Source organism: Agarivorans sp. OAG1 (genome assembly GCF_037076485.1).
GTDB classification, from domain to species: Bacteria; Pseudomonadota; Gammaproteobacteria; order Enterobacterales; family Celerinatantimonadaceae; genus Agarivorans; species Agarivorans albus.
Genome location: NZ_AP028990.1, coordinates 3966138 through 3985453 on the forward strand (window position 1 = coordinate 3966138; position 19316 = coordinate 3985453).

At 44.2% G+C, this 19316-nt stretch carries 18 protein-coding genes; 9 read left to right on the top strand and 9 right to left on the bottom strand.

Translation table 11 applies throughout. From position 1 onward, the window contains the following. From aceE to ampD, 4 genes are all read right to left on the bottom strand, one after another. On the bottom strand, nt 1-2658 hold the full coding sequence (gene aceE / locus OAG1_RS17970) for a pyruvate dehydrogenase (acetyl-transferring), homodimeric type (RefSeq protein ID WP_338622250.1): 2658 nt from the start codon (nt 2656-2658) through the stop codon (nt 1-3). 57 nt (nt 2659-2715) lie between these two features. Next, nucleotides 2716-3480, bottom strand: coding sequence for a pyruvate dehydrogenase complex transcriptional repressor PdhR (gene pdhR / locus OAG1_RS17975; protein ID WP_016400804.1), 765 nt, complete (start codon nt 3478-3480; stop codon nt 2716-2718). Between the two features lie 256 nt (nt 3481-3736). Continuing rightward, nucleotides 3737-4591, bottom strand: coding sequence for a beta-lactamase regulator AmpE (gene ampE / locus OAG1_RS17980; RefSeq protein WP_338622251.1), 855 nt, complete (start codon nt 4589-4591; stop codon nt 3737-3739). A gap of 74 nt (nt 4592-4665) precedes the next feature. Beyond that, nucleotides 4666-5202 carry a 1,6-anhydro-N-acetylmuramyl-L-alanine amidase AmpD gene (gene ampD, locus OAG1_RS17985; protein ID WP_338622252.1) on the bottom strand — a complete coding sequence of 179 codons (537 nt, stop codon included), beginning with the start codon at nt 5200-5202 and terminating at the stop codon, nt 4666-4668. Nucleotides 5203-5376: 174 nt separating this feature from the next. On the opposite strand from ampD, the gene nadC reads away from it, so the two are divergent. The 8 genes from nadC (at nt 5377) to yacG (ending at nt 12471) form a co-directional block, all read left to right on the top strand. After that, the gene (gene nadC, locus OAG1_RS17990) at nt 5377-6216 is read left to right on the top strand and encodes a carboxylating nicotinate-nucleotide diphosphorylase (protein ID WP_338622253.1); all 840 of its coding nucleotides are present in this window, start codon (nt 5377-5379) and stop codon (nt 6214-6216) included. A 253-nt stretch (nt 6217-6469) separates the two neighbouring features. Then, entirely contained in the window at nt 6470-6943 is a 474-nt protein-coding gene (locus OAG1_RS17995) for a prepilin-type N-terminal cleavage/methylation domain-containing protein (protein WP_338622254.1), read from the top strand. Nucleotides 6944-6950: 7 nt separating this feature from the next. Continuing rightward, complete coding sequence (gene pilB, locus OAG1_RS18000; protein WP_338622255.1) at nt 6951-8651, top strand: type IV-A pilus assembly ATPase PilB; 1701 nt, start codon at nt 6951-6953, stop codon at nt 8649-8651. 87 nt (nt 8652-8738) lie between these two features. Next, on the top strand, nt 8739-9989 hold the full coding sequence (locus tag OAG1_RS18005; RefSeq protein ID WP_338622256.1) for a type II secretion system F family protein: 1251 nt from the start codon (nt 8739-8741) through the stop codon (nt 9987-9989). Between the two features lie 2 nt (nt 9990-9991). Next, entirely contained in the window at nt 9992-10873 is an 882-nt protein-coding gene (locus OAG1_RS18010; RefSeq protein ID WP_338622257.1) for an A24 family peptidase, read from the top strand. Then, nucleotides 10870-11472, top strand: a complete 603-nt coding sequence (gene coaE, locus OAG1_RS18015) for a dephospho-CoA kinase (RefSeq protein WP_338622258.1) — start codon at nt 10870-10872, stop codon at nt 11470-11472. The genes OAG1_RS18010 and coaE overlap by 4 nt, the downstream gene beginning before the upstream one ends. 58 nt (nt 11473-11530) lie before the next feature. Beyond that, entirely contained in the window at nt 11531-12271 is a 741-nt protein-coding gene (gene zapD, locus OAG1_RS18020; RefSeq protein WP_338622259.1) for a cell division protein ZapD, read from the top strand. Continuing rightward, nucleotides 12271-12471 (top strand): DNA gyrase inhibitor YacG, encoded by a 201-nt coding sequence (gene yacG / locus OAG1_RS18025; protein WP_016400794.1) that lies wholly within the window; start codon nt 12271-12273, stop codon nt 12469-12471. Before zapD ends, yacG begins: the two co-directional genes overlap by 1 nt. Nucleotides 12472-12473: 2 nt before the next feature. Here yacG and mutT read toward each other — a convergent pair whose 3' ends face one another. The 3 genes from mutT to OAG1_RS18040 all read right to left on the bottom strand — a co-directional run bounded on the left by mutT (nt 12474) and on the right by OAG1_RS18040 (nt 16621). Next, complete coding sequence (mutT, locus tag OAG1_RS18030; protein ID WP_338622260.1) at nt 12474-12878, bottom strand: 8-oxo-dGTP diphosphatase MutT; 405 nt, start codon at nt 12876-12878, stop codon at nt 12474-12476. A 66-nt stretch (nt 12879-12944) separates the two neighbouring features. Then, complete coding sequence (gene secA, locus OAG1_RS18035; protein ID WP_338622261.1) at nt 12945-15662, bottom strand: preprotein translocase subunit SecA; 2718 nt, start codon at nt 15660-15662, stop codon at nt 12945-12947. A gap of 35 nt (nt 15663-15697) precedes the next feature. After that, nucleotides 15698-16621: a M23 family metallopeptidase gene (locus OAG1_RS18040; protein WP_338622262.1), complete on the bottom strand. Its 924-nt coding sequence runs from the start codon at nt 16619-16621 to the stop codon at nt 15698-15700. A gap of 17 nt (nt 16622-16638) precedes the next feature. Here OAG1_RS18040 and OAG1_RS18045 point away from each other — a divergent pair, with 17 nt between their 5' ends. Further along, complete coding sequence (locus OAG1_RS18045) at nt 16639-17094, top strand: DciA family protein (RefSeq protein ID WP_163134755.1); 456 nt, start codon at nt 16639-16641, stop codon at nt 17092-17094. Nucleotides 17095-17116: 22 nt separating this feature from the next. Here OAG1_RS18045 and lpxC read toward each other — a convergent pair whose 3' ends face one another. Together lpxC and ftsZ are read right to left on the bottom strand one after the other, a co-directional pair. After that, nucleotides 17117-18034, bottom strand: coding sequence for a UDP-3-O-acyl-N-acetylglucosamine deacetylase (lpxC, locus tag OAG1_RS18050; RefSeq protein WP_163134754.1), 918 nt, complete (start codon nt 18032-18034; stop codon nt 17117-17119). 108 nt (nt 18035-18142) lie between these two features. Then, entirely contained in the window at nt 18143-19294 is a 1152-nt protein-coding gene (gene ftsZ, locus OAG1_RS18055; RefSeq protein WP_338622263.1) for a cell division protein FtsZ, read from the bottom strand. Nucleotides 19295-19316 lie beyond the last annotated feature (22 nt).

Consider the following 19316-nt stretch of genomic DNA (forward strand, 5'->3'; position numbering starts at 1 on the left):
TTACGCGTAGAGAGGGTTAGTTTTGTTAGTGTCGATGTCGTATTTTGCAATCGCTTCGCTCACAACTTTCTTGTCTAAAGTGCCAGCTTTAGCTAGCTCTGTAAGTGCAGCTACTACGATGTAGTCAGCATTTACTTCAAAGTGACGACGTAAGTTCTCACGGCTATCACTACGGCCAAAGCCATCAGTACCCAATACTTTGTAGCTACCTGGTACGTAAGCGCGAACTTGCTCTGCGTATTGCTTCATGTAATCGGTCGCAGCAATAGTTGGTGCGTCAGTTAGCGCCTCAGTGATGTAGGCCACTTGCGCTTCGCTTTCTGGGTTTAACATGTTGGCACGCTCAACGGCTTGACCTTCACGGGTTAGCTCGTTGAAAGACGTTACGCTAAATACGTCAGATGCAATGTCGTACTCTTCGCTCAATACTTTGGCAGCTTTCAATACTTGCTGCATGATGGTGCCCGAACCTAGTAACTGAACTTGGCCTTTAGCACCTTTGTTTTCTTCAAACTTGTAAATACCCTTACGAATACCTTCTTCAGCGCCTGCTGGCATAGCTGGTTGATGGTAGTTTTCGTTCATTAAGGTTAAGTAGTAGTAAACATTCTCTTGGTCACCGTACATGCGGCGTAAACCATCTTGCAGAATTACCGCAACTTCAAAAGCAAAGCTTGGATCGTAAGAAATACAGTTAGGGATGGTGTTAGCCAAAATTAGGCTGTGGCCATCTTCGTGCTGTAAACCTTCGCCGTTTAGCGTAGTACGACCTGCTGTAGCACCTAATAGGAAACCACGCGCTTGTTGGTCACCCGCCATCCAACACATATCACCCACACGTTGGAAACCAAACATAGAGTAGTAGATGTAGAATGGAATCATTGGCACGTCGTTGGTGCTGTACGAAGTAGCCGCCGCTACCCACGAACTCATTGCACCTAATTCGTTAATACCTTCTTGCAATACCTGACCGCTAGTATCTTCTTTGTAGTAAGACACTTGCTCTCTATCTTGCGGAGTGTAAGTTTGGCCACTTGGGTTGTAGATACCAATTTGACGGAACAAACCTTCCATACCAAAAGTACGTGCTTCATCGGCAATAATTGGCACTACGTTTTTACCAATGCCTTTGTTTTTAAGCATTACATTTAAGGCGCGAACATAAGCCATAGTGGTTGAAATATCACGTTTTTGCTCGCCTAATAGCGCATCAAATTCGCTTAGTTCTGGAATCGCTAACTCTTGAGTGAAGTTAGGTAAACGCGATGGCGTGTAACCGGCTAGCTCTTTACGGCGAGCATGCAAGTAGTCATGCTCTGGTGTACCCGGCTTAAGTTCAATGTACGGCAAGCTAGGTAAGGCTTCATCACTAACATCTACACCTAAACGGTCACGGAACTGCTCTACATGAGTCATGTCCATTTTCTTAACCTGGTGAGCAATGTTTTTACCTTGAGCCGCTTCACCCATGCCATAACCTTTAACGGTTTTAGCAAGAATTACTGTTGGAGCGCCAGAGGTTTTGCGTGCTTTATCAAAGGCTGCGTAAAGCTTAACTGGATCGTGACCACCGCGACGTAGAGCAAAAATTTCGTCATCAGACATATCTTTAACTAAGTCAGCCGTTTCAGTGTACTTACCAAAGAAGTGTTCACGCACGTACGCGCCGTACTTAGATTTAAAGGTTTGGTAATCGCCATCAACTGTTTCGTTCATCAGTTGTAACAACTTACCTGAGCTATCTTTGCTTAGTAGGCTATCCCACTCGCTGCCCCAAACCACTTTAATCACATTCCAGCCAGCGCCTTTAAATAGGCCTTCTAGCTCTTGAATGATTTTGCCGTTGCCCATAACCGGGCCGTCTAGGCGCTGCAAGTTACAGTTGATAAGGAAACATAAGTTATCTAATTTCTCACGCGCTGCGAAAGAAATAGCGCCACGTGATTCCGGCTCGTCCATTTCGCCGTCACCAAGGAAGGCGTATACACGTTGGCCAGAACAATCTTTTAAGCCACGACCGGTTAAGTACTTAAGGAAGCGAGCTTGATAAATGGCAGAAATTGGACCAAGACCCATAGATACTGTTGGGAACTGCCAGAACTCAGGCATTAACTTAGGGTGTGGGTAAGAGCTTAAGCCTTTACCGTCTACCTCTTGGCGGAAACTGTCTAGTTGCTCTGCGGTTAAACGGCCTTCAACAAAGGCACGAGCATAAATACCAGGAGAGATATGACCTTGGTAATAAACTAAATCGCCACCATCTTTTTCATTACGTGCTTTAAAGAAGTGGTTAAAACACACCTCGTAAAATGCTGCAGAAGACTGGTAAGAAGCCATGTGGCCGCCTAAGTCGAGGTCCTTTTTAGAGGCACGCAATACAATCATAATCGCATTCCAGCGAATAATTGAACGAATACGACGCTCTATTGCGCTGTCACCCGGGTATTCAGGTTGTTCTGCCACCGAAATGGTGTTGATGTAATCACTAGTGATTGACCCACCAGGGCCAGCGAGCCCATCAATACCCGCGTTAGCGATGACCTGCTCCAACAAGAACTGGGCACGTTCAACGCCTTCTTCACGGATCACAGATTCAATGGCGTCTATCCACTCACGAGTTTCTAGTGAGTCAACATCATGCTTCAGTACCTCTGACATGGCTGTTTCCTTATCAGTTATTAATAGTTTCCAAACCACTGCAACGCAGCTTTTGGGTTACACTTTCAATTGTTTTAAACGGCGATTAGAACGCTCAACTCGGCTTTCTTCTCGTTCGATTTGTAACAGCGTCTCTTCAATAAACGCTAAATGCTTGTGTGAGGCTTCTCTGGCGTCATCAGGCTTACCATCGAGAATGGCTTGCAACATAAGTGACCGATGATGGCGGATTTTGTCTGCCACATTTGGACGCGTATACAACACCTGAAAATTGTCCATGATGTTTTTTTCTAACAATGGACTCAAACCTCTAATTAAATGAAACAATACTAAGTTGTGTGACGCCTCAGTAATGGCTTCATAAAAACGTAAAACGGCTTTTGCTTCACTAATGGTATCGCCGTCTTGCTGCGCAAGCTCAATCCGTTCATGACTGGCTTGCACTTTTTCTAGATCTGCCTCGGTGCCGCGCAGTGCCGCATAATAAGCCGAGATGCCTTCTACCGCATGACGAAACTCCAACAAGTCTAGTTGGCTTTCATCATGATTGGACAATAAATTAAACAGCGGATCGGTTAGCGCTTCACGCAGCTTTTGTTGCACATAAGTGCCGCCGCCTTGGCGCCTTACAACTAGGCCTTTCGCTTCAAGTTGCTGAATCGCTTCGCGCAATGATGGGCGTGATACATCGAATTGTTTGGCCAACTCGCGCTCAGCAGGTAAGCGTTCACCCGGCGGTAAACTTCCTTCTAAGATCATTCGCTCTAATTGCTTTGCAATAACATCAGCGAGTTTAGGTGGCTTAATTCGTTGGTAGCTCATTAATTTCCGTTGCACTTAATATTGGTAATACCAATTTACACGCAGCAAATTAACAAATCAGAAACACGCTGTCCAGAAAAATTGACCCACATCAATTTAGCCAGCACTTATCGCAAAATAAGTAAAGACTTTTGTACGACAAATGTAATTGGTCAGACCTTTTTTTGTGCACAAGATCGGGCAAATGTAACAAGGAGAAAGGAATTTACAAGATTATGTAAAAATAGATGAAAACAAGAAGCCGCTGAGCAGCGGCCTAAATAAGCCAGCCAGAAATGGTTAAAATAGCAATAATCGCAATAGCCAGCATAATGCCGCGCTTGGCTAAACTTACAAATCGACAAGTGGTTGCTACACATAACATTTCGTGCTCACTTTCTTTCTCCGAAAGCTCTGCTGCCACTGCTACTTTCGCCAACCAGTAACCATTGCTGTGCTTGGTATCACGCAAAGCGTGTAACCAAATAGGTAGTGCTTCGCTGGTATTGCCAACCGCCAAATAACACAAACTGGCTAAACGAGAGGGTAACCAATCAAGATAATGCATGAAATTGTTAACCGTAGGCTCCAAAGCCTGCACCTCGGTACTCTTATGCAAGTGCAAACCCCGGCTACAACCATAGAAGATGGCGCCAGCAGGGCCAGCCAATACATAAAAGAAAATCACCGCAAAATAGTAACGGTAATTCAGCCACATTAATTGGGTACCAGTGGTAAGGGCAATCGACTCCTGCTCACTCACCTGATGCAGGGGATGAATTTGTTTTAGCAGTTGCTGATTAAAGTCACTACAGGCCTGTTCGTCGCCACTAGCAGCAGCACGCAAATAGTCTCGATAGCCTTGCTGAATTGGTGGGCAGCCTAGTGTGAGTAACGGGATAAAGATCCATAGTGCAAGATTTGCTAAGCCAAATAGCAAACCACTTATGCTGACTTGTAGCCACGCAATCAACAGAGTGGGTAACACCACTGCCATAGCAATTTGCCAAATCGCTGAAGCGCGATCAAAGCGCTGTAACCACCAATGAAAAACATGTTGCCACCACCAGTTAGCACCAATGCGACGAGCGCGTTCTAAACTCAATGCCAACAGTAAGGAAATAAGAGACATGTTACTGATTTTGCTCCATAAACATCAGGCGACCTTTAAATAATAAGCTAATTCCCCAAGCAAACCAAGTCGCTTCAAAGCGCTTCTAAATAAGCAGACCAATCAAAATACTCACCAGGATCAGTTTTTCTGCCGGGCGCTATATCGCTATGCGCGACAATGCGTTGTTTAGTGAGTTTAGGATATTGGCGCAGCAATAATTGACTAACCTTAATTAAACTTTGGTATTGCTGCTTGGTATATTCACTATGGTCGGTGCCTTCCAACTCGATGCCGATAGAATAATCGTTACACCCTTCTCGACCTTCAAAGCTAGATACCCCCGCATGCCACGCTCGTTTATCAAAGTCGACATACTGAGTCACTTCGCCACTGCGGTTTATCATTAAATGAGCTGATACTTCTAAACCTTGCAAGTCTTTAAAGCTTGGATCTGCGCTGCAATTAAGCTTTCCACAAAACAATTCATCTATATGCGGTAAACCAAAACAGCCTTCTGGCAGGCTAATACAGTGGATAACCAGCAAACTAATCTCATCGTTAGGCCGCTGATTATAGAACTCACTTTCTAGCCACTTAACGCCAGTCAATCGATGTTGTTTTATTTGCAAGAGCTACTCCATAAAAGCATATAGTTTAGCTTTCCAACCAAGCCAATAACTATTGTCTAGCATAAACAGCTTATTTGACCATGCAAGTAGTGAACTTCTGCGCTAAAATGCGCCACACTTAAGTGACAGCCTTTAAATACTGTCTCCTCCTGCTAACCATCAGAGATACGATGCATGAACGCCGAACAACTACGGGCCAATGTAAGCGCCGCTTTAATTGAAGATTTAGGACAATTAGACCCGCAACTAGACATTACCGCCGCACTAATTCCAGAGCAACAAATTAGTAAAGCAAAAATCATCAGCCGTGAAAGTGCAACTTTCGCAGGAAAAGCCTTTGCCGATGAAGTATTTAGGCAGCTAGGCGAGCAAGTTAAGATTGAGTGGCTGGTAGCAGACGGCGACAAAGTAGTTGAAGATCAAGCCTTATGTTACTTAACCGGCCCTGCGCGTATTCTACTTACCGGCGAGCGCTCGGCGCTAAACTTTATTCAAACCTTGTCGGGCATTGCTACCCAAGTAGCCGAATACATGGCTTTACTGGAAGGAACCAATTGTAAGTTATTGGATACCCGTAAAACCCTACCCGGCTTACGTTACGCCTCTAAATATGCGGTAACTTGTGGCGCGGGCACTAATCACCGCTTTGGTCTGCACGACGCATTCTTAATTAAAGAAAACCACATTATGGCCTGCGGTGGCATTAAAGCCGCCATAGATAAAGCGCGCCAGCTTTCGCCAGGTAAAAAGGTGGAGGTAGAAGTAGAAAACCTAGAAGAACTAGAGCAAGCATTGGCTGCTAAGTGCGATGTAGTAATGTTAGACAACTTCTCGGTAGATTTAATGAAACAAGCAGTGGCACTTAACCAAGGCAGAGCAAAATTAGAAGCCTCCGGCAATATGACCTTAAGTACTATTCGCCAATATGCAGAAACCGGCGTAGATTTCATTTCGGTGGGCGCTTTGACCAAACATGTCAAGGCCTTAGACCTAAGTATGCGATTTGTCGCATAGTTTATGTTAATGCTAACATTAAGCTGTACAAAATTTTGTACAGCGCGTTTTTTATAAGTGCTGCTAAGATCACGATTTTATTGCCTTTTTACAATAATCACTATACTTATATGTCACGTGTGCTTTAATGAGAATCACATTTATAGCACCGTGGTATCAGGGATGTTACTGAATTAAAAGTTGTTTCAATGCAGCTCTGATAAAAACAACGGTAAATAAATAACTTCAAAAACTTGTGTAAAGGAAAGACGCAATGAAAACCATCCAAAACCTACAAACCAAAGCTGCTAACAAGCAAGCTGGTTTTACCCTAATTGAATTGATGATCGTAGTAGCGATTGTGGCTATCTTAGCTGCTGTAGCACTGCCTGCTTATCAAACCTATACTAACCGCGCTAAGTTCTCGGAAGTGATTGCAGCAACTGGTCCAGCAAAAACAGCTGTAGAAGTGTGCTGGCAAACAGACCCTTCAGCTTCAAGCGCCGTGGCCTCTGGACCTTGTGAAGATGCAGGTGACTCTGCCGCTGGGACAGCCGATAGCGGTCAATATGTAGACAACGTAGCTGTATCCGCAGATGGCACAAATTTTGTCATCGTAGCCACCAGTGCAAACCTTGGAATTACTTCTGGTGCTTCTGCTCCAACCTATACGATCACTGCACCTATAACTACAGGTGTAGGCAGCTTGAACTGGTCTAAAGCTTGTTCACCAGCTGAATTGTGTTAATAACTTTATGAGTTCATTACTAAACGGCCTTGCTTCAAGCTTGGCCGTTTCTTTTCCCGAAAAAGAAGAGAAACTTGTTGAGCTGTACAAACGCAGCGTACAAGAGCAAACCGCCTTTACTACCGTTCTGGTAGAAAACGAAGTTATTACGAGTAGAGAGCTAGCCGATTTTTGTGAGGCACAATTTGGCATTCCGCTACTCGATTTGGATGCGATTGAGCTCAGCGAAATCCCGCAAGACTTCCTTAATGAAAAGCTAATTTTTAAACACCACGTATTGCCGGTTTATAGCCAAAACCAAACCCTTTATGTCGCCATGGCCGACCCGAGTAATGTTACGGCGCTCGAAGATTTTGGTTTTAGTTTTGGACTGCATGTTGAAGCACTACTCGTTGAAGAAAATAAGCTAGCAAAAGCTATTCAAGCTTTGGTTAGCGATGGTTCGGACTTAGAGCTGGGCGATATTTCCGACGACGACATTAGTGATTTAGAAGTAAGCGAAGAAAGTTCGCGATTAGATGAGCAACAAAACGGAAAGGAAGATGACGCACCGATTGTTGTTTACATCAACAAGATATTGATGGATTCGATTAGACGTGGTGCATCGGACTTACACTTTGAGCCCTACGAGCACAAATACCGGATCCGTTTTCGCATTGACGGAATCTTACACGAAATCGCCAGCCCCCCCATAAATTTGGCCAACCGCTTCTCGGCTCGCCTTAAAGTGATGGCGCGAATGGATATCGCCGAGAGGCGTTTACCTCAAGATGGCCGGATTAAGCTAAAAACTGGCCGCAATAAAGCTATTGATATGCGGGTTAACTCTCTACCTACCATGTGGGGAGAGAAAATTGTAATCCGTATTCTCGACTCATCGGCTGCAAATCTAAATATTGATATTCTTGGTTATGACGACAAACAGAAGAAGCTCTACTTAGATGCTCTTGCTCGTCCACAAGGGATGATTCTGGTTACCGGGCCTACCGGCTCCGGTAAAACAGTATCTTTGTATACTGGCTTAAATATTCTAAATACCGTAGAAACTAATATTTCTACCGCAGAAGACCCTGTAGAAATTAATTTACCCGGGGTTAACCAAGTACAAATCAATAACAAAGCGGGCATGACCTTCGCCAGCGCTTTGCGCGCCTTTCTTCGTCAAGATCCCGATATTGTAATGGTGGGTGAGATTCGAGATTTAGAAACTGCTGAAATCTCGATTAAAGCGGCGCAAACCGGTCACTTAGTATTATCTACCTTACACACTAACTCTGCGGCGGAAACTTTAACCCGTTTGCTCAATATGGGCGTGCCCGCCTTTAATATTGCATCTTCGGTAAGTTTGATTATTGCCCAGCGCTTAGCGCGTCGTTTATGCGAGAAATGTAAGAAGCCAAAAATGTTAGAAGCTGAACTACTGCCTAAAATTGGTTTTAGCCAAGAGCAACTAGATGCCGGAGTAAAGCTATTTGACCCTGTAGGTTGTGACGAATGCACTGGTGGTTTCAAAGGCCGTGTAGGTATTTACGAAGTAATGCCAATGAGTACCGCCATATCAAAAATTATTATGGCTGAAGGCAATTCAATAGAAATCGCAGAGCAAGCTGTGGCAGAAGGCATGTATTCCCTTCGTATGTCAGCTTTAGAAAAAGCCCGCCTAGGCGTAACCAGTCTTTCAGAGGTGGAGCGAGTCACAAATGTATAAGTGTTTTCTTCTCTGTCACTAAAGATCTGATAAGTTTAAGTAATTACTTTATTGCCGCTATGAGCGTATTTTCTTAGCAAGGATGTTATGGCTACCGCAAGTACTACCAGCAAACGAAAAATTGAAGTTAAAAAAATCAATGCTTACACATGGAGTGGAGTTAACCGTAAGGGCGCTAAAGTTAGCGGCGAGTATCAAGCGGAAACCATTAGCCAAGTTAAAGCAGAACTAAAACGCCAAGGTATTACTGTTACCAAGATTAAAAAGAAAACAGAGAGTTTTCTTAGCAAGATGGGTAACAAAATTCAGCCCATGGACATTGCCGTGGTATCGCGACAAATCGCTACCATGCTGCAAGCAGGCGTGCCTTTAGTCCAAAGCTTCAACATTATTTCAAAAAGTGTTGAGAAACCAGCAATGCGAGAGTTGATTGCCGAGATTGCCGCTGAAGTTGAATCTGGTACAGCCCTTTCTGAAGCTCTACGCAAACACCCCTTGTATTTCGACCAACTCTACTGCGACTTAATTGAAGCAGGTGAACAAAGTGGTGCTTTAGAAACCATTTATGATCGCGTAGCAATTTATAAAGAGAAAGCCGAAGCGCTGAAATCAAAAATTAAAAAGGCTATGTTCTACCCCGTTTCGGTGATCATTGTAGCCATTATCGTTACTACTATTCTGCTGTTATTTGTGATTCCTCAGTTCGAAGAAATCTTTGCTGGCTTTGGGGCGGAGTTACCTGCCTTCACCCAGTTTGTAATCGGTATATCCCGCTTCTTACAAGACTATTGGCCCTATATTTTTGGCGGGGTGTTTGCTCTTGGCTATGGTTATGTACAAGCTTTTAGGCGCTCTCAAGCCGTTAAAGATGCTACCGATAGATTTATTCTTAAGATTCCAGTGATTAATCCTATTTTGCATAAAGCAGCAATGGCACGTTTTGCTCGCACCTTGTCCACTACCTTTGCAGCCGGTATCCCACTGATTGATGCCTTAAAGTCAGCCTCTGGTGCATCAGGTAACGTAGTCTATCGAAATGCCGTAGATGCGATTAGAATTGAGGTTACTGGCGGTATGCAAATGAACGTGGCCATGCGTACTGTGGATTTATTTCCCGACATGGTGACGCAAATGGTGATGATTGGTGAGGAGTCTGGTTCACTCGATAGCATGTTAGATAAGGTGGCCAACATTTATGAGCAGCAAGTTGATGATGCTGTAGACGGCCTAACCAGCTTAATTGAGCCACTAATTATGGCTGTGCTTGGTGTGCTAGTTGGTGGTATGGTTATCGCCATGTACTTACCTATCTTTAAACTCGGATCAGTTGTTAGCTAAACATGCTTAGTTTTATAGAACTCTACCCAGCCACCGCGCTGGGTTTCTGCCTTTTAATCGCCCTATGCATAGGGTCCTTTCTCAATGTAGTGATTCATCGCTTGCCCATCATGTTAGAGCGACAATGGAAAAATGAATGCCGCAGCTTCTTGTCTGAAGAATTGAAGTCAGAGCAATCCTCAGAGCAAGAAGTGTATAACCTGATGCTGCCACGCTCAGCCTGCCCCAAGTGCAAAAGCTTGATTACAGCCTGGCAAAATATTCCTGTTATTAGCTGGCTAGCCCTTCGTGGCAAATGCGCTAATTGCAGCAACCCCATTAGTATTCGCTACCCTTTAGTTGAGCTAGCATCTGCAGGCTTAACCTTGGCATGTTGGTGGCAATTTGGCCTTACTTTACCCTTTGTGTTTGCAAGCTTGTTTTGCATTATATTACTGTGTCTAACACTTATCGATTTAGATACCATGTACTTACCTGATCAGCTTACTTTACCCACCTTGTGGCTAGGCTTGCTGATAAATTTAGATTCAGGCTTCGTTAGCCTACATGACGCCGTATTGGGTGCAGCTATTGGTTATGGCTTTTTGTGGAGCCTGTTTTGGCTATTTAAACTATTAACCGGAAAAGAAGGCATGGGCTATGGCGACTTTAAACTGCTAGCAATGATAGGCGCTTGGTTTGGCTGGCAAGCCCTGCCATTAACAATTTTACTCTCATCTTTTGCTGGTGCGTTTATAGGCATTAGCCTGATAGTGTTTGGAAAAAACCAACAAGGGCAAGCCATTCCTTTTGGACCGTACCTAGCTTTAGGTGGTGCTTGCTACTTGTTTTTTGGTGAAATGATTCATGCTTGGTATTTCTCATACCTAGGTTTTGCATCGTGATAATCGGCTTAACAGGCGGTATTGCTAGCGGTAAAAGCCAAGTATCAAAACTGTTCGAAGAGCTTGGTATTAAGATTGTTGACGCTGACATTGTTGCTCGTCAGGTGGTCGAACCGAGTCAACCAGCCCTAAGCAAAATATCGCAGCACTTCGGTCAATCAATTTTGCTTGCTGACGGCTCATTAAACCGCAGTAAACTGCGTGAGATTGTCTTTGCGCAGCAACACAAGAAAGAATGGCTAAATGAGCTATTACATCCCTTAATTCGACAAGAGATGCTGCGCCAACTTAAGCAAGCTAAGGGCGCATACAAGATACTGGTTGCGCCGCTATTGTTAGAAAACAAGCTGAATCAGTTGGTTGATCGCGTTTTAGTTGTAGATACGCCGGTAGACATTCAACTCAGCCGAACTATGGCACGTGATGCAGTCGAGTTACATCAAGCGCAACAAATTGTTGACGCACAAATGAGTCGAGAGCTAAAACTACAAGCTGCAGACGATGTTATCGAAAATAACAGTGACCTAACTAACCTTAAACGAAAGGTGGCTGGTTTACACCAATTCTACCTGGATATAGCCAAAAGCCATGACAGTTGATTGTTCAATGGTTACACTAGTTTGGATACTTCCTAAAAAGCTGTGAATTTGAACCGCTATGACCGCATTGATCTTTGAGCACCCTTTAAACGAAAAAGTACGTAATTACTTACGCTTAGAGCAATTGTTCGAACAACTAATGCTATCTAAGGCACTGCAGCACCCCTTACAGCAACAACAATTCTTCCGGGTACTGTTTGAAGTATCAGAGGTATTGGAACGTTGTGAATGGCGGGCAGATCTTCTCAAAGATTTGGCTAAACAAGCGGAAAAGCTTGACCATTGGGCCTCTATGCCCAATGTAGATACCAGCAAGATTGAAGAGTTGCTTTTACAAGTAAAAACGTTAATTGCAGCTATTTCTAAACATGCACGCGTATCCGACCACTTAAAAAATGACCGTCTATTAGCCAGCATTCGCCAGCGTTTGTGTTTACCCGGTGGCAACAGTAGCTTCGACCTTCCCTATTTGCACTTGTGGCTGAATCAGCCCCAAGCGCAGATTAATCAGCAAGTACAGCAATGGTTAGGCCCTTTCCAGTTAGTCGCAGAAGCAATTAGTCATTTGCTTAAACTGCTTAGAGAACAGCACAGTGATATTGAAGTGATGGCTCACAAAGGGTTTTATCAGGGTGTGGCTGCCGATTGTGGCTTGTTACGAATTGAAGTAGATACCGAATATCAATGTTACCCAACGGTGAGTGGCCACAAGCACCGCTTCGCCATCAAATTCATCAGTGCTTTAAACCAAGAAATTGAAGACATTCCTTGCCGACTCTATTGTTGTAAAATTGCTTAATGAAAACTAAAAATCAAGCCACCGTAAAATGCCCTACCTGCAGCGCTAAAGTCGTTTGGCAGCCAACTAGTGAATTTAGACCCTTTTGTAGTGAACGCTGCAAACTGATCGATCTTGGCGAATGGGCCAACGAAGAAAAATACATAGCCGGGCAAAACCTGCAGGAAGATGAAGACAAGCCCGACAGCTGGGAGTTTTAAACTTAGGCTAGAAAGTCGGGTTTAAGAATTTGCGCCAGAATAGGCGCATTTGCATCTGGAAATGCCAAATTAGCTAGCTCGGTTCTGCTTACCCAACGAATCTCTTGTTGTTCAGCCCCCTGAGGCTCCCCTTCAAAGCGAGTAAGCGTATAAACATCTAAACATACCATTTTATCGCCATAGTCGTGCTCAACGCGAATAAGAGGCTTACAGCTAGTTTTATCAATGTTAATCAGCAGCTCCTCTTGCAATTCTCTCGCTAAAGCGTCCACTGTTGACTCTCCAGCCTCAACTTTACCGCCGGGAAACTCCCATTTTCCGCCTTGATGCTGTTGCAGGTTACGTAGGCTAAGTAAGATCTCTTCGCCTTTAACAATTACACCGACAGCTACATTTACAACCTTCACTGAGTACTCCTTGAGTTGATAAAAAAGGAGAGCCTAAGCTCTCCTTTTTTGTTGCCAAACTAAGCCTTAAGAAAGCTTACCATGACATTGTTTGTACTTTTTACCTGAGCCACAAGGACAAGGATCGTTCCGCCCTACTTTTTGCCCTTCACGAATAACGGTCTTACCCGCTTCGTTTGCTTGCTCATCAGCTTGCTGTGCTGCTTGTTGCTGGCGAAATTGCATGGCGCGCTGCTCGGCTTCACGACGTTTTGCCTCCATTGCCTCAACTTCTTCAGGCGCTTGCACTTGCACACGGCTCAAAATGCTCACTACGTCAAGTTTTAGCGCCTCTAGCATTTGGGTAAACAACTCATAAGACTCACGCTTGTATTCTTGCTTAGGGTTCTTCTGAGCGTAACCGCGCAAGTGAATACCTTGACGTAGATGATCCATCGCCGCTAGGTGTTCTTTCCAAAGTTGATCTAAGGTTTGCAACATCACCGATTTTTCAAACTGTTTAATCGCATCAGCGCCAACTTTATCAATTTTCTCTTGGTAGTCAGCGACAGCTGCTTCGATAATTTTTTCACGAAGCTTGTCTTCGTGTAATTTGTCATCTTCATCCAACCACTGCTGAATAGGAAGATTTAAACCAAAATCACTCTTCAAGCGCTGCTCCAGCTCGCTAACTTGCCACATTTCTTCAAGAGATTGTGGTGGAATGTACTCATCAATAACCGACGAATAAACATCTTCACGAATCACTTCAATGGTTTCTGAAATACTATCGCTATCCATTAAGTCATTACGCTGCTCGTAGACAACTTTACGTTGGTCATTCGCCACGTCATCAAACTCAAGTAATGACTTACGTACGTCGAAGTTACGGCCTTCAACTTTACGCTGTGCATTTTCGATGGCACGAGTTACCCAAGGGTGCTCGATAGCTTCGCCTTCTTCCATGCCTAGCTTCTTCATCATGCCAGTAACACGGTCAGACGCAAAGATGCGCATTAAGCTGTCTTCCATAGAGAGATAGAAGCGCGTTGAACCAGCATCACCTTGACGACCAGCACGACCACGTAGCTGATTATCGATACGGCGTGACTCATGACGCTCGGTACCAATAATATGCAAACCACCTGCTGCTAATACTGCATCGTGGCGCTGTTGCCATTTTTGCTTAACTTCAGCTAATTGCTGCTCTGTTGGGTTTTCGCCTAGAGCATTTATTTCTACTTGTAAGTTACCACCCAACACAATGTCGGTACCACGTCCCGCCATGTTGGTAGCAATCGTCACTGCGCCAGCCACGCCAGCTTCAGCAACAATGTCGGCTTCTTTTTCATGGAACTTGGCATTAAGCACGTTATGCTTAATTTTTTCTTTTTTTAGAATGTTAGATAGCAGCTCTGAATTTTCAATCGAAACAGTACCCACTAGTACTGGACGCTCTGCTTTCACACACTCGCGAATATCGTTGATAATCGCTTGGTATTTTTCTTCTGCAGTCAGGTAAACCAAATCGCCTTGGTCATCACGTACCATTGGCTTGTTAGTCGGCACAACTACTGTGTCTAAGCCATAAATTGATTGGAATTCAAAAGCTTCAGTATCCGCAGTACCAGTCATGCCTGAAAGCTTGTCGTATAAACGGAAGTAGTTCTGGAAGGTAATAGACGCCAGTGTTTGGTTTTCGTTTTGAATTGGTACACCTTCTTTAGCTTCTACAGCTTGGTGTAAGCCTTCAGACCAACGACGCCCTGGCATAGTACGGCCTGTGTGCTCATCAACGATAACAATCTCATTGGTTTCACTAACAATGTAATCAACATTACGCTCGAACAAAGTATGCGCTCGCAAACCGGCATTAACGTGATGCAGCAAGCTAATGTTAGCAGCGTTATAAAGTGAATCACCTTCTTCCAACATACCGCGCTGTTGCAAGGTTTCTTCAACAAAAATCTGACCATTTTCTGTTAAATGAACCTGTTTGTTTTTCTCATCTAAGGTGAAATGACCATCGCCTATCTGCTCTTCGGTGTCTTCTTCCTCTTGGCGAACCAACAGCGGAATAACATCGTTAATCTGTTTATACAGCTCAGAGCTATCTTCAGCAGGGCCAGAAATAATTAGAGGGGTTCGCGCTTCATCAATTAAAATCGAATCCACTTCATCCACTACCGCGTAGTTTAGCGGACGCTGTACCCGTTGCTCTGGTGCAAATGCCATGTTGTCGCGTAAGTAATCGAAGCCAAACTCGTTATTTGTGCCATAGGTAATGTCAGCTGCGTAAGCGGCATTTTTTGCCTCATGGTCCATACCAGAAATATTTACTGCAACACTTAAACCTAAGTATTCAAATAAAGGACGGTTCCAATCAGCATCACGCTGTGCAAGGTAGTCATTCACGGTAATCACGTGAACGCCTTTACCAGTTACACCGTTTAGGTAAGCAGGCAATGTAGCAGTAAGCGTTTTACCTTCACCGGTGCGCATTTCAGCAATTTTGTTGTCATTGAGCACCATGCCGCCCAACATTTGCACATCAAAATGGCGCATTTCAAATACTCGCTTTGATGCTTCGCGCACCACAGCAAAAGCTTCTGGAAGAATCGCTTCAAGCGTTTCGCCTTTTTCCAAGCGCTCCCTAAATTCGCCCGCCTTAGCTTTAATTTCTTCAGCAGACAACTTTTCGTATTCAGGCTCTAGCGCATTAATAGTATTCACTACTTTGCGCATTTTTTTGATGGTACGGTCATTTCGAGTACCAACGATTTTTGTTACTAATTTACTAATCATGAAAAACTACTTTTGCTAAGACGAAATCCAATTTTCTAGGCACTGGCTTTGCGGTAAATAAACTTACTGGGATTTAGTGGACGACCATTTTTAAGCACTTCAAAATGTACGTGAGATCCGGTTGAACGCCCGGTGCTGCCCATTAAGGCAATCTCATCCCCTTTACTTACTACATCACCCTCTTTTACTAATACAGCTTTAGCATGCGCGTAACGTGTTACCATCCCGTTACCATGCTCAATTTCAACTAAGTTACCGTAACCAAAGCGACTTCCGGCCCAAACCACTACGCCGGCTCCCACAGAGCGGATTTTAGTCCCCTCTTTGCCCGCGATATCTACACCTTTATGGCGTGCTTTACGTTTGGTAAAAGGATCTATGCGGGTACCAAATGGCGAAGAAATCCAAATGCCCGGCCCTTTCGCTGGCCAACCTGATATATAACTACTATTTACTAGATGGTGACTTTGTTGCCAAGATTCAAGCAAATTAAGTGATTTTTTCTTGGTCTCTACTTGCTGCTCGAGCAAAGATAAGTCTAAAAACAGGTTGTTTGGTTGATGGCTGGTATCTTGAATGTCTAACATCGGGCCGCCCATTGGAGGCATTGATTCGAAATCAAACTCAGCTGCAAACTCGGTATCTTCAATCAAACGCGCGCCTAATGCATTAAGGCGAGTCATCTCAACTTGCATTTGGCCCACTTTAACCGCCAATTGACTATAACGGTGACGCAGTTGCTGCTCAAACAGCTCAAGCTTTGGCTCCGCTTTCAAACTATCCAGCTGCGATAACAACTGAGTTTGCTGCTTAGCTAAATTTTGATATTGCTGTACACCCCATAAGGCAATACTGCAAATAAGTGATACCAACAAAAACGCAAACCACGCTAAACGTAGCGGATTTAAACGAACAGTTCTTGTCTCGCCCTTATGGGCGTATACTAAAGTTAATTTCATACCTAACTATTAAGCTTATGTCCAAACGACAGCACCAACCTATTTCGATCGAGCGTCTATTTCATCAGAAACAGTTTGCAAAAATCGAACAACCACTGCAGCAACGCGTTCAGTTACAGCAACTGGGTGGTGAAATTTTGGCACGCTACAAACTACAGCAATGCCGTATCGTTAATATGCGTCAAGGAGTCGCTATTATCGAGGCTCCTAGTTCGGCTTGGTTAACCCGCTTAAAACAGTTTCGATTCGATCTGTTAAGTGAGCTGCGAAAAGCCATACCAGGGGTTGTCAGTTTGGAACTTAAAATAAATCCCGAATTGAAAAACATTAAACCAGAAGCTGAGGAAAAAAGCACTGGAAAACGCCAGCTAAGCACTCAAGCAGCCAAACATATCACAGAATTAGCGAAACACGTACCAGATGAACTGAGGGAAAAGCTAGAAAAATTAGCGGCGCTGAGCGGAGAGAGATAGTCAGCGCCGACAATATTTTAATTTAGAAACTGAATACCGGTTGTTGGTATGCAGCTGGTGCTTCGGCTTTGTCTTCGAAAGTAACAATTTCCCAAGCATGTTGTTGCTCAAGCATTGCACGCACTAAGTTATTGTTCAGTGCATGGCCAGATTTATGAGCGCGTAAATGACCTAGGATGGGTAGTCCTGCCATGTACAAATCGCCCACTGCGTCTAACAACTTGTGTTTAACGAATTCATCATCATAACGAAGGCCATCCTCATTAAGAATTCGATATTCATCTAACACTACTGCATTTTCTAAACTACCGCCTAAGGCTAGGTTCTTAGATTGCAAATACTCAATGTCACGCATGAAACCAAAAGTACGCGCGCGGCTAATATCTTTAACAAAGCTATCAGCTGAGAAGTTCATCGAAATCGATTGGTTACGACCTTCCATTGCTGGGTGGTCAAAATCGATTGAGAAATCGATAGTAAAACCGTCATTACCCGGCAACAACTCAGCCCATTTATCTTCGTGCTCAACACGAATAGGCTGTTTAATGCGAATAAATTTCTTTGCCGCTGCCTGCTCTTCGATACCCGCAGATTGTAATAAGAATACAAATGGGCTTGAGCTACCATCCATAACCGGAAGCTCAGGAGCATCAACGTCAATAATCAAGTTATCCAAGCCTAACGCAGCAACCGCAGCCATTAAGTGCTCTACCGTTGAAATACGGTTACCCGCATCATCGATAAGACACGTACATAACATAGTGTCACGCACTAACTCTGCTTTTGCAGGGATCGTTACAACCGGATCAAGATCGGTACGATTAAACAGGATACCTGTATTTGCAGGAGCAGGACGTAAGACCATGGTGACCTTGTGTCCGGAATGCAAACCGATCCCTGTCGCTTGTACTGACTTTTCAAGAGTCCGTTGTTTAAGCATAAAAATTCCTCTGCTTTACGACCAATAAACTAGAATGGTCGGACATCTTAACATAAGTTTGAGACACATCACAAACTTTTGTCTAAAACTTCACCATTTCCTAACAGATTAATCTGCTTGGCGACGCAAAAATGCTGGGATGTCTAAATAGTCACCATCCCCTGCGGTATTGCGCGGCTCAGCGTTCACAACTGCTGCTGGCTCTTCCACCATTGGCGCTGAATCCATAGGTGCAGTGCGAGCAACTGGCTCAGCATTTACTGCTTGTTGCTGAGGTTTAACGATAGAAATATCTGGGCGACGCTCTGCGCCAATACCAGTAGCAACTACGGTTACACGCAATTCATCACTCATTTCTGGGTCAATAACCGCACCAACCACTACCGTGGCATTCTCAGAGGCGAAACCTTTAACCGCATTACCTACTGTTTCGAACTCTTCGATGCTCATATCAAAGCCAGCAGTGATATTAACTAAGATACCGCGAGCGCCAGCTAAATCAACGTCTTCTAGTAATGGGCTAGAGATAGCTAGCTCAGCTGCTTCTTCAGCGCGATCTTCACCAGATGCGATCCCGGTACCCATCATTGCAGTACCCATTTCACGCATTACCGTGCGAACATCGGCGAAATCCACGTTGATTAAACCTGGGCGCGTGATTAGCTCTGCAATACCTTGTACAGCACCAAGTAATACGTTATTTGCCGCTTTAAATGCATCCAGTAAAGATACCCCTCGGCCCAATACTTTTAACAATTTATCGTTTGGAATTGTAATCAAGGAGTCAACGTTTTTACTAAGCTGCTCAATACCTTGCTGAGCATAGCTAGTACGTTTTTTACCTTCAAAGCCAAAAGGTTTAGTTACAACAGCAACAGTAAGAATACCCAATTCTTTTGCAACTTCTGCAACTACTGGTGCAGCACCAGTACCAGTACCACCGCCCATACCGGCTGCGATAAATACCATATCGGCACCTTGCAGCTGGCTCATAATCGCATCGCGATCTTCCATTGCAGCTTCACGCCCTACTTCAGGGTTAGCGCCAGCGCCTAATCCTTTAGTGATAGCACCACCAATTTGCAGGGTGTTGTCTGCACCAGAATTACGCAATGCCTGAGCATCGGTATTAATGGTGATAAACTCTACACCTTCAATTGATTGTGCAACCATGTGCTCAACAGCGTTACCGCCGCCACCGCCCACACCTACAACTTTAATTACCGCTTCATCGGTATGACTATCCATAATCTCAAACATAGTTCTCTCTCCGCTTGATTTT

Bases quoted from the DNA above. Each gene is read 5' to 3' on its own strand.
- OAG1_RS17995 (WP_338622254.1), top strand. From the start codon at position 6,470: ATGAAAACCATCCAAAACCTACAAACCAAAGCTGCTAACAAGCAAGCT.
- secA (WP_338622261.1), bottom strand. From the start codon at position 15,662: ATGATTAGTAAATTAGTAACAAAAATCGTTGGTACTCGAAATGACCGT.
- OAG1_RS18005 (WP_338622256.1), top strand. From the start codon at position 8,739: ATGGCTACCGCAAGTACTACCAGCAAACGAAAAATTGAAGTTAAAAAA.
- ftsZ (WP_338622263.1), bottom strand. From the start codon at position 19,294: ATGTTTGAGATTATGGATAGTCATACCGATGAAGCGGTAATTAAAGTT.
- pilB (WP_338622255.1), top strand. From the start codon at position 6,951: ATGAGTTCATTACTAAACGGCCTTGCTTCAAGCTTGGCCGTTTCTTTT.
- pdhR (WP_016400804.1), bottom strand. From the start codon at position 3,480: ATGAGCTACCAACGAATTAAGCCACCTAAACTCGCTGATGTTATTGCA.
- OAG1_RS18045 (WP_163134755.1), top strand. From the start codon at position 16,639: ATGTCCAAACGACAGCACCAACCTATTTCGATCGAGCGTCTATTTCAT.
- yacG (WP_016400794.1), top strand. From the start codon at position 12,271: ATGAAAACTAAAAATCAAGCCACCGTAAAATGCCCTACCTGCAGCGCT.
- ampE (WP_338622251.1), bottom strand. From the start codon at position 4,591: ATGTCTCTTATTTCCTTACTGTTGGCATTGAGTTTAGAACGCGCTCGT.
- OAG1_RS18010 (WP_338622257.1), top strand. From the start codon at position 9,992: ATGCTTAGTTTTATAGAACTCTACCCAGCCACCGCGCTGGGTTTCTGC.
- nadC (WP_338622253.1), top strand. From the start codon at position 5,377: ATGAACGCCGAACAACTACGGGCCAATGTAAGCGCCGCTTTAATTGAA.
- lpxC (WP_163134754.1), bottom strand. From the start codon at position 18,034: ATGCTTAAACAACGGACTCTTGAAAAGTCAGTACAAGCGACAGGGATC.
- aceE (WP_338622250.1), bottom strand. From the start codon at position 2,658: ATGTCAGAGGTACTGAAGCATGATGTTGACTCACTAGAAACTCGTGAG.
- zapD (WP_338622259.1), top strand. From the start codon at position 11,531: ATGACCGCATTGATCTTTGAGCACCCTTTAAACGAAAAAGTACGTAAT.
- OAG1_RS18040 (WP_338622262.1), bottom strand. From the start codon at position 16,621: ATGAAATTAACTTTAGTATACGCCCATAAGGGCGAGACAAGAACTGTT.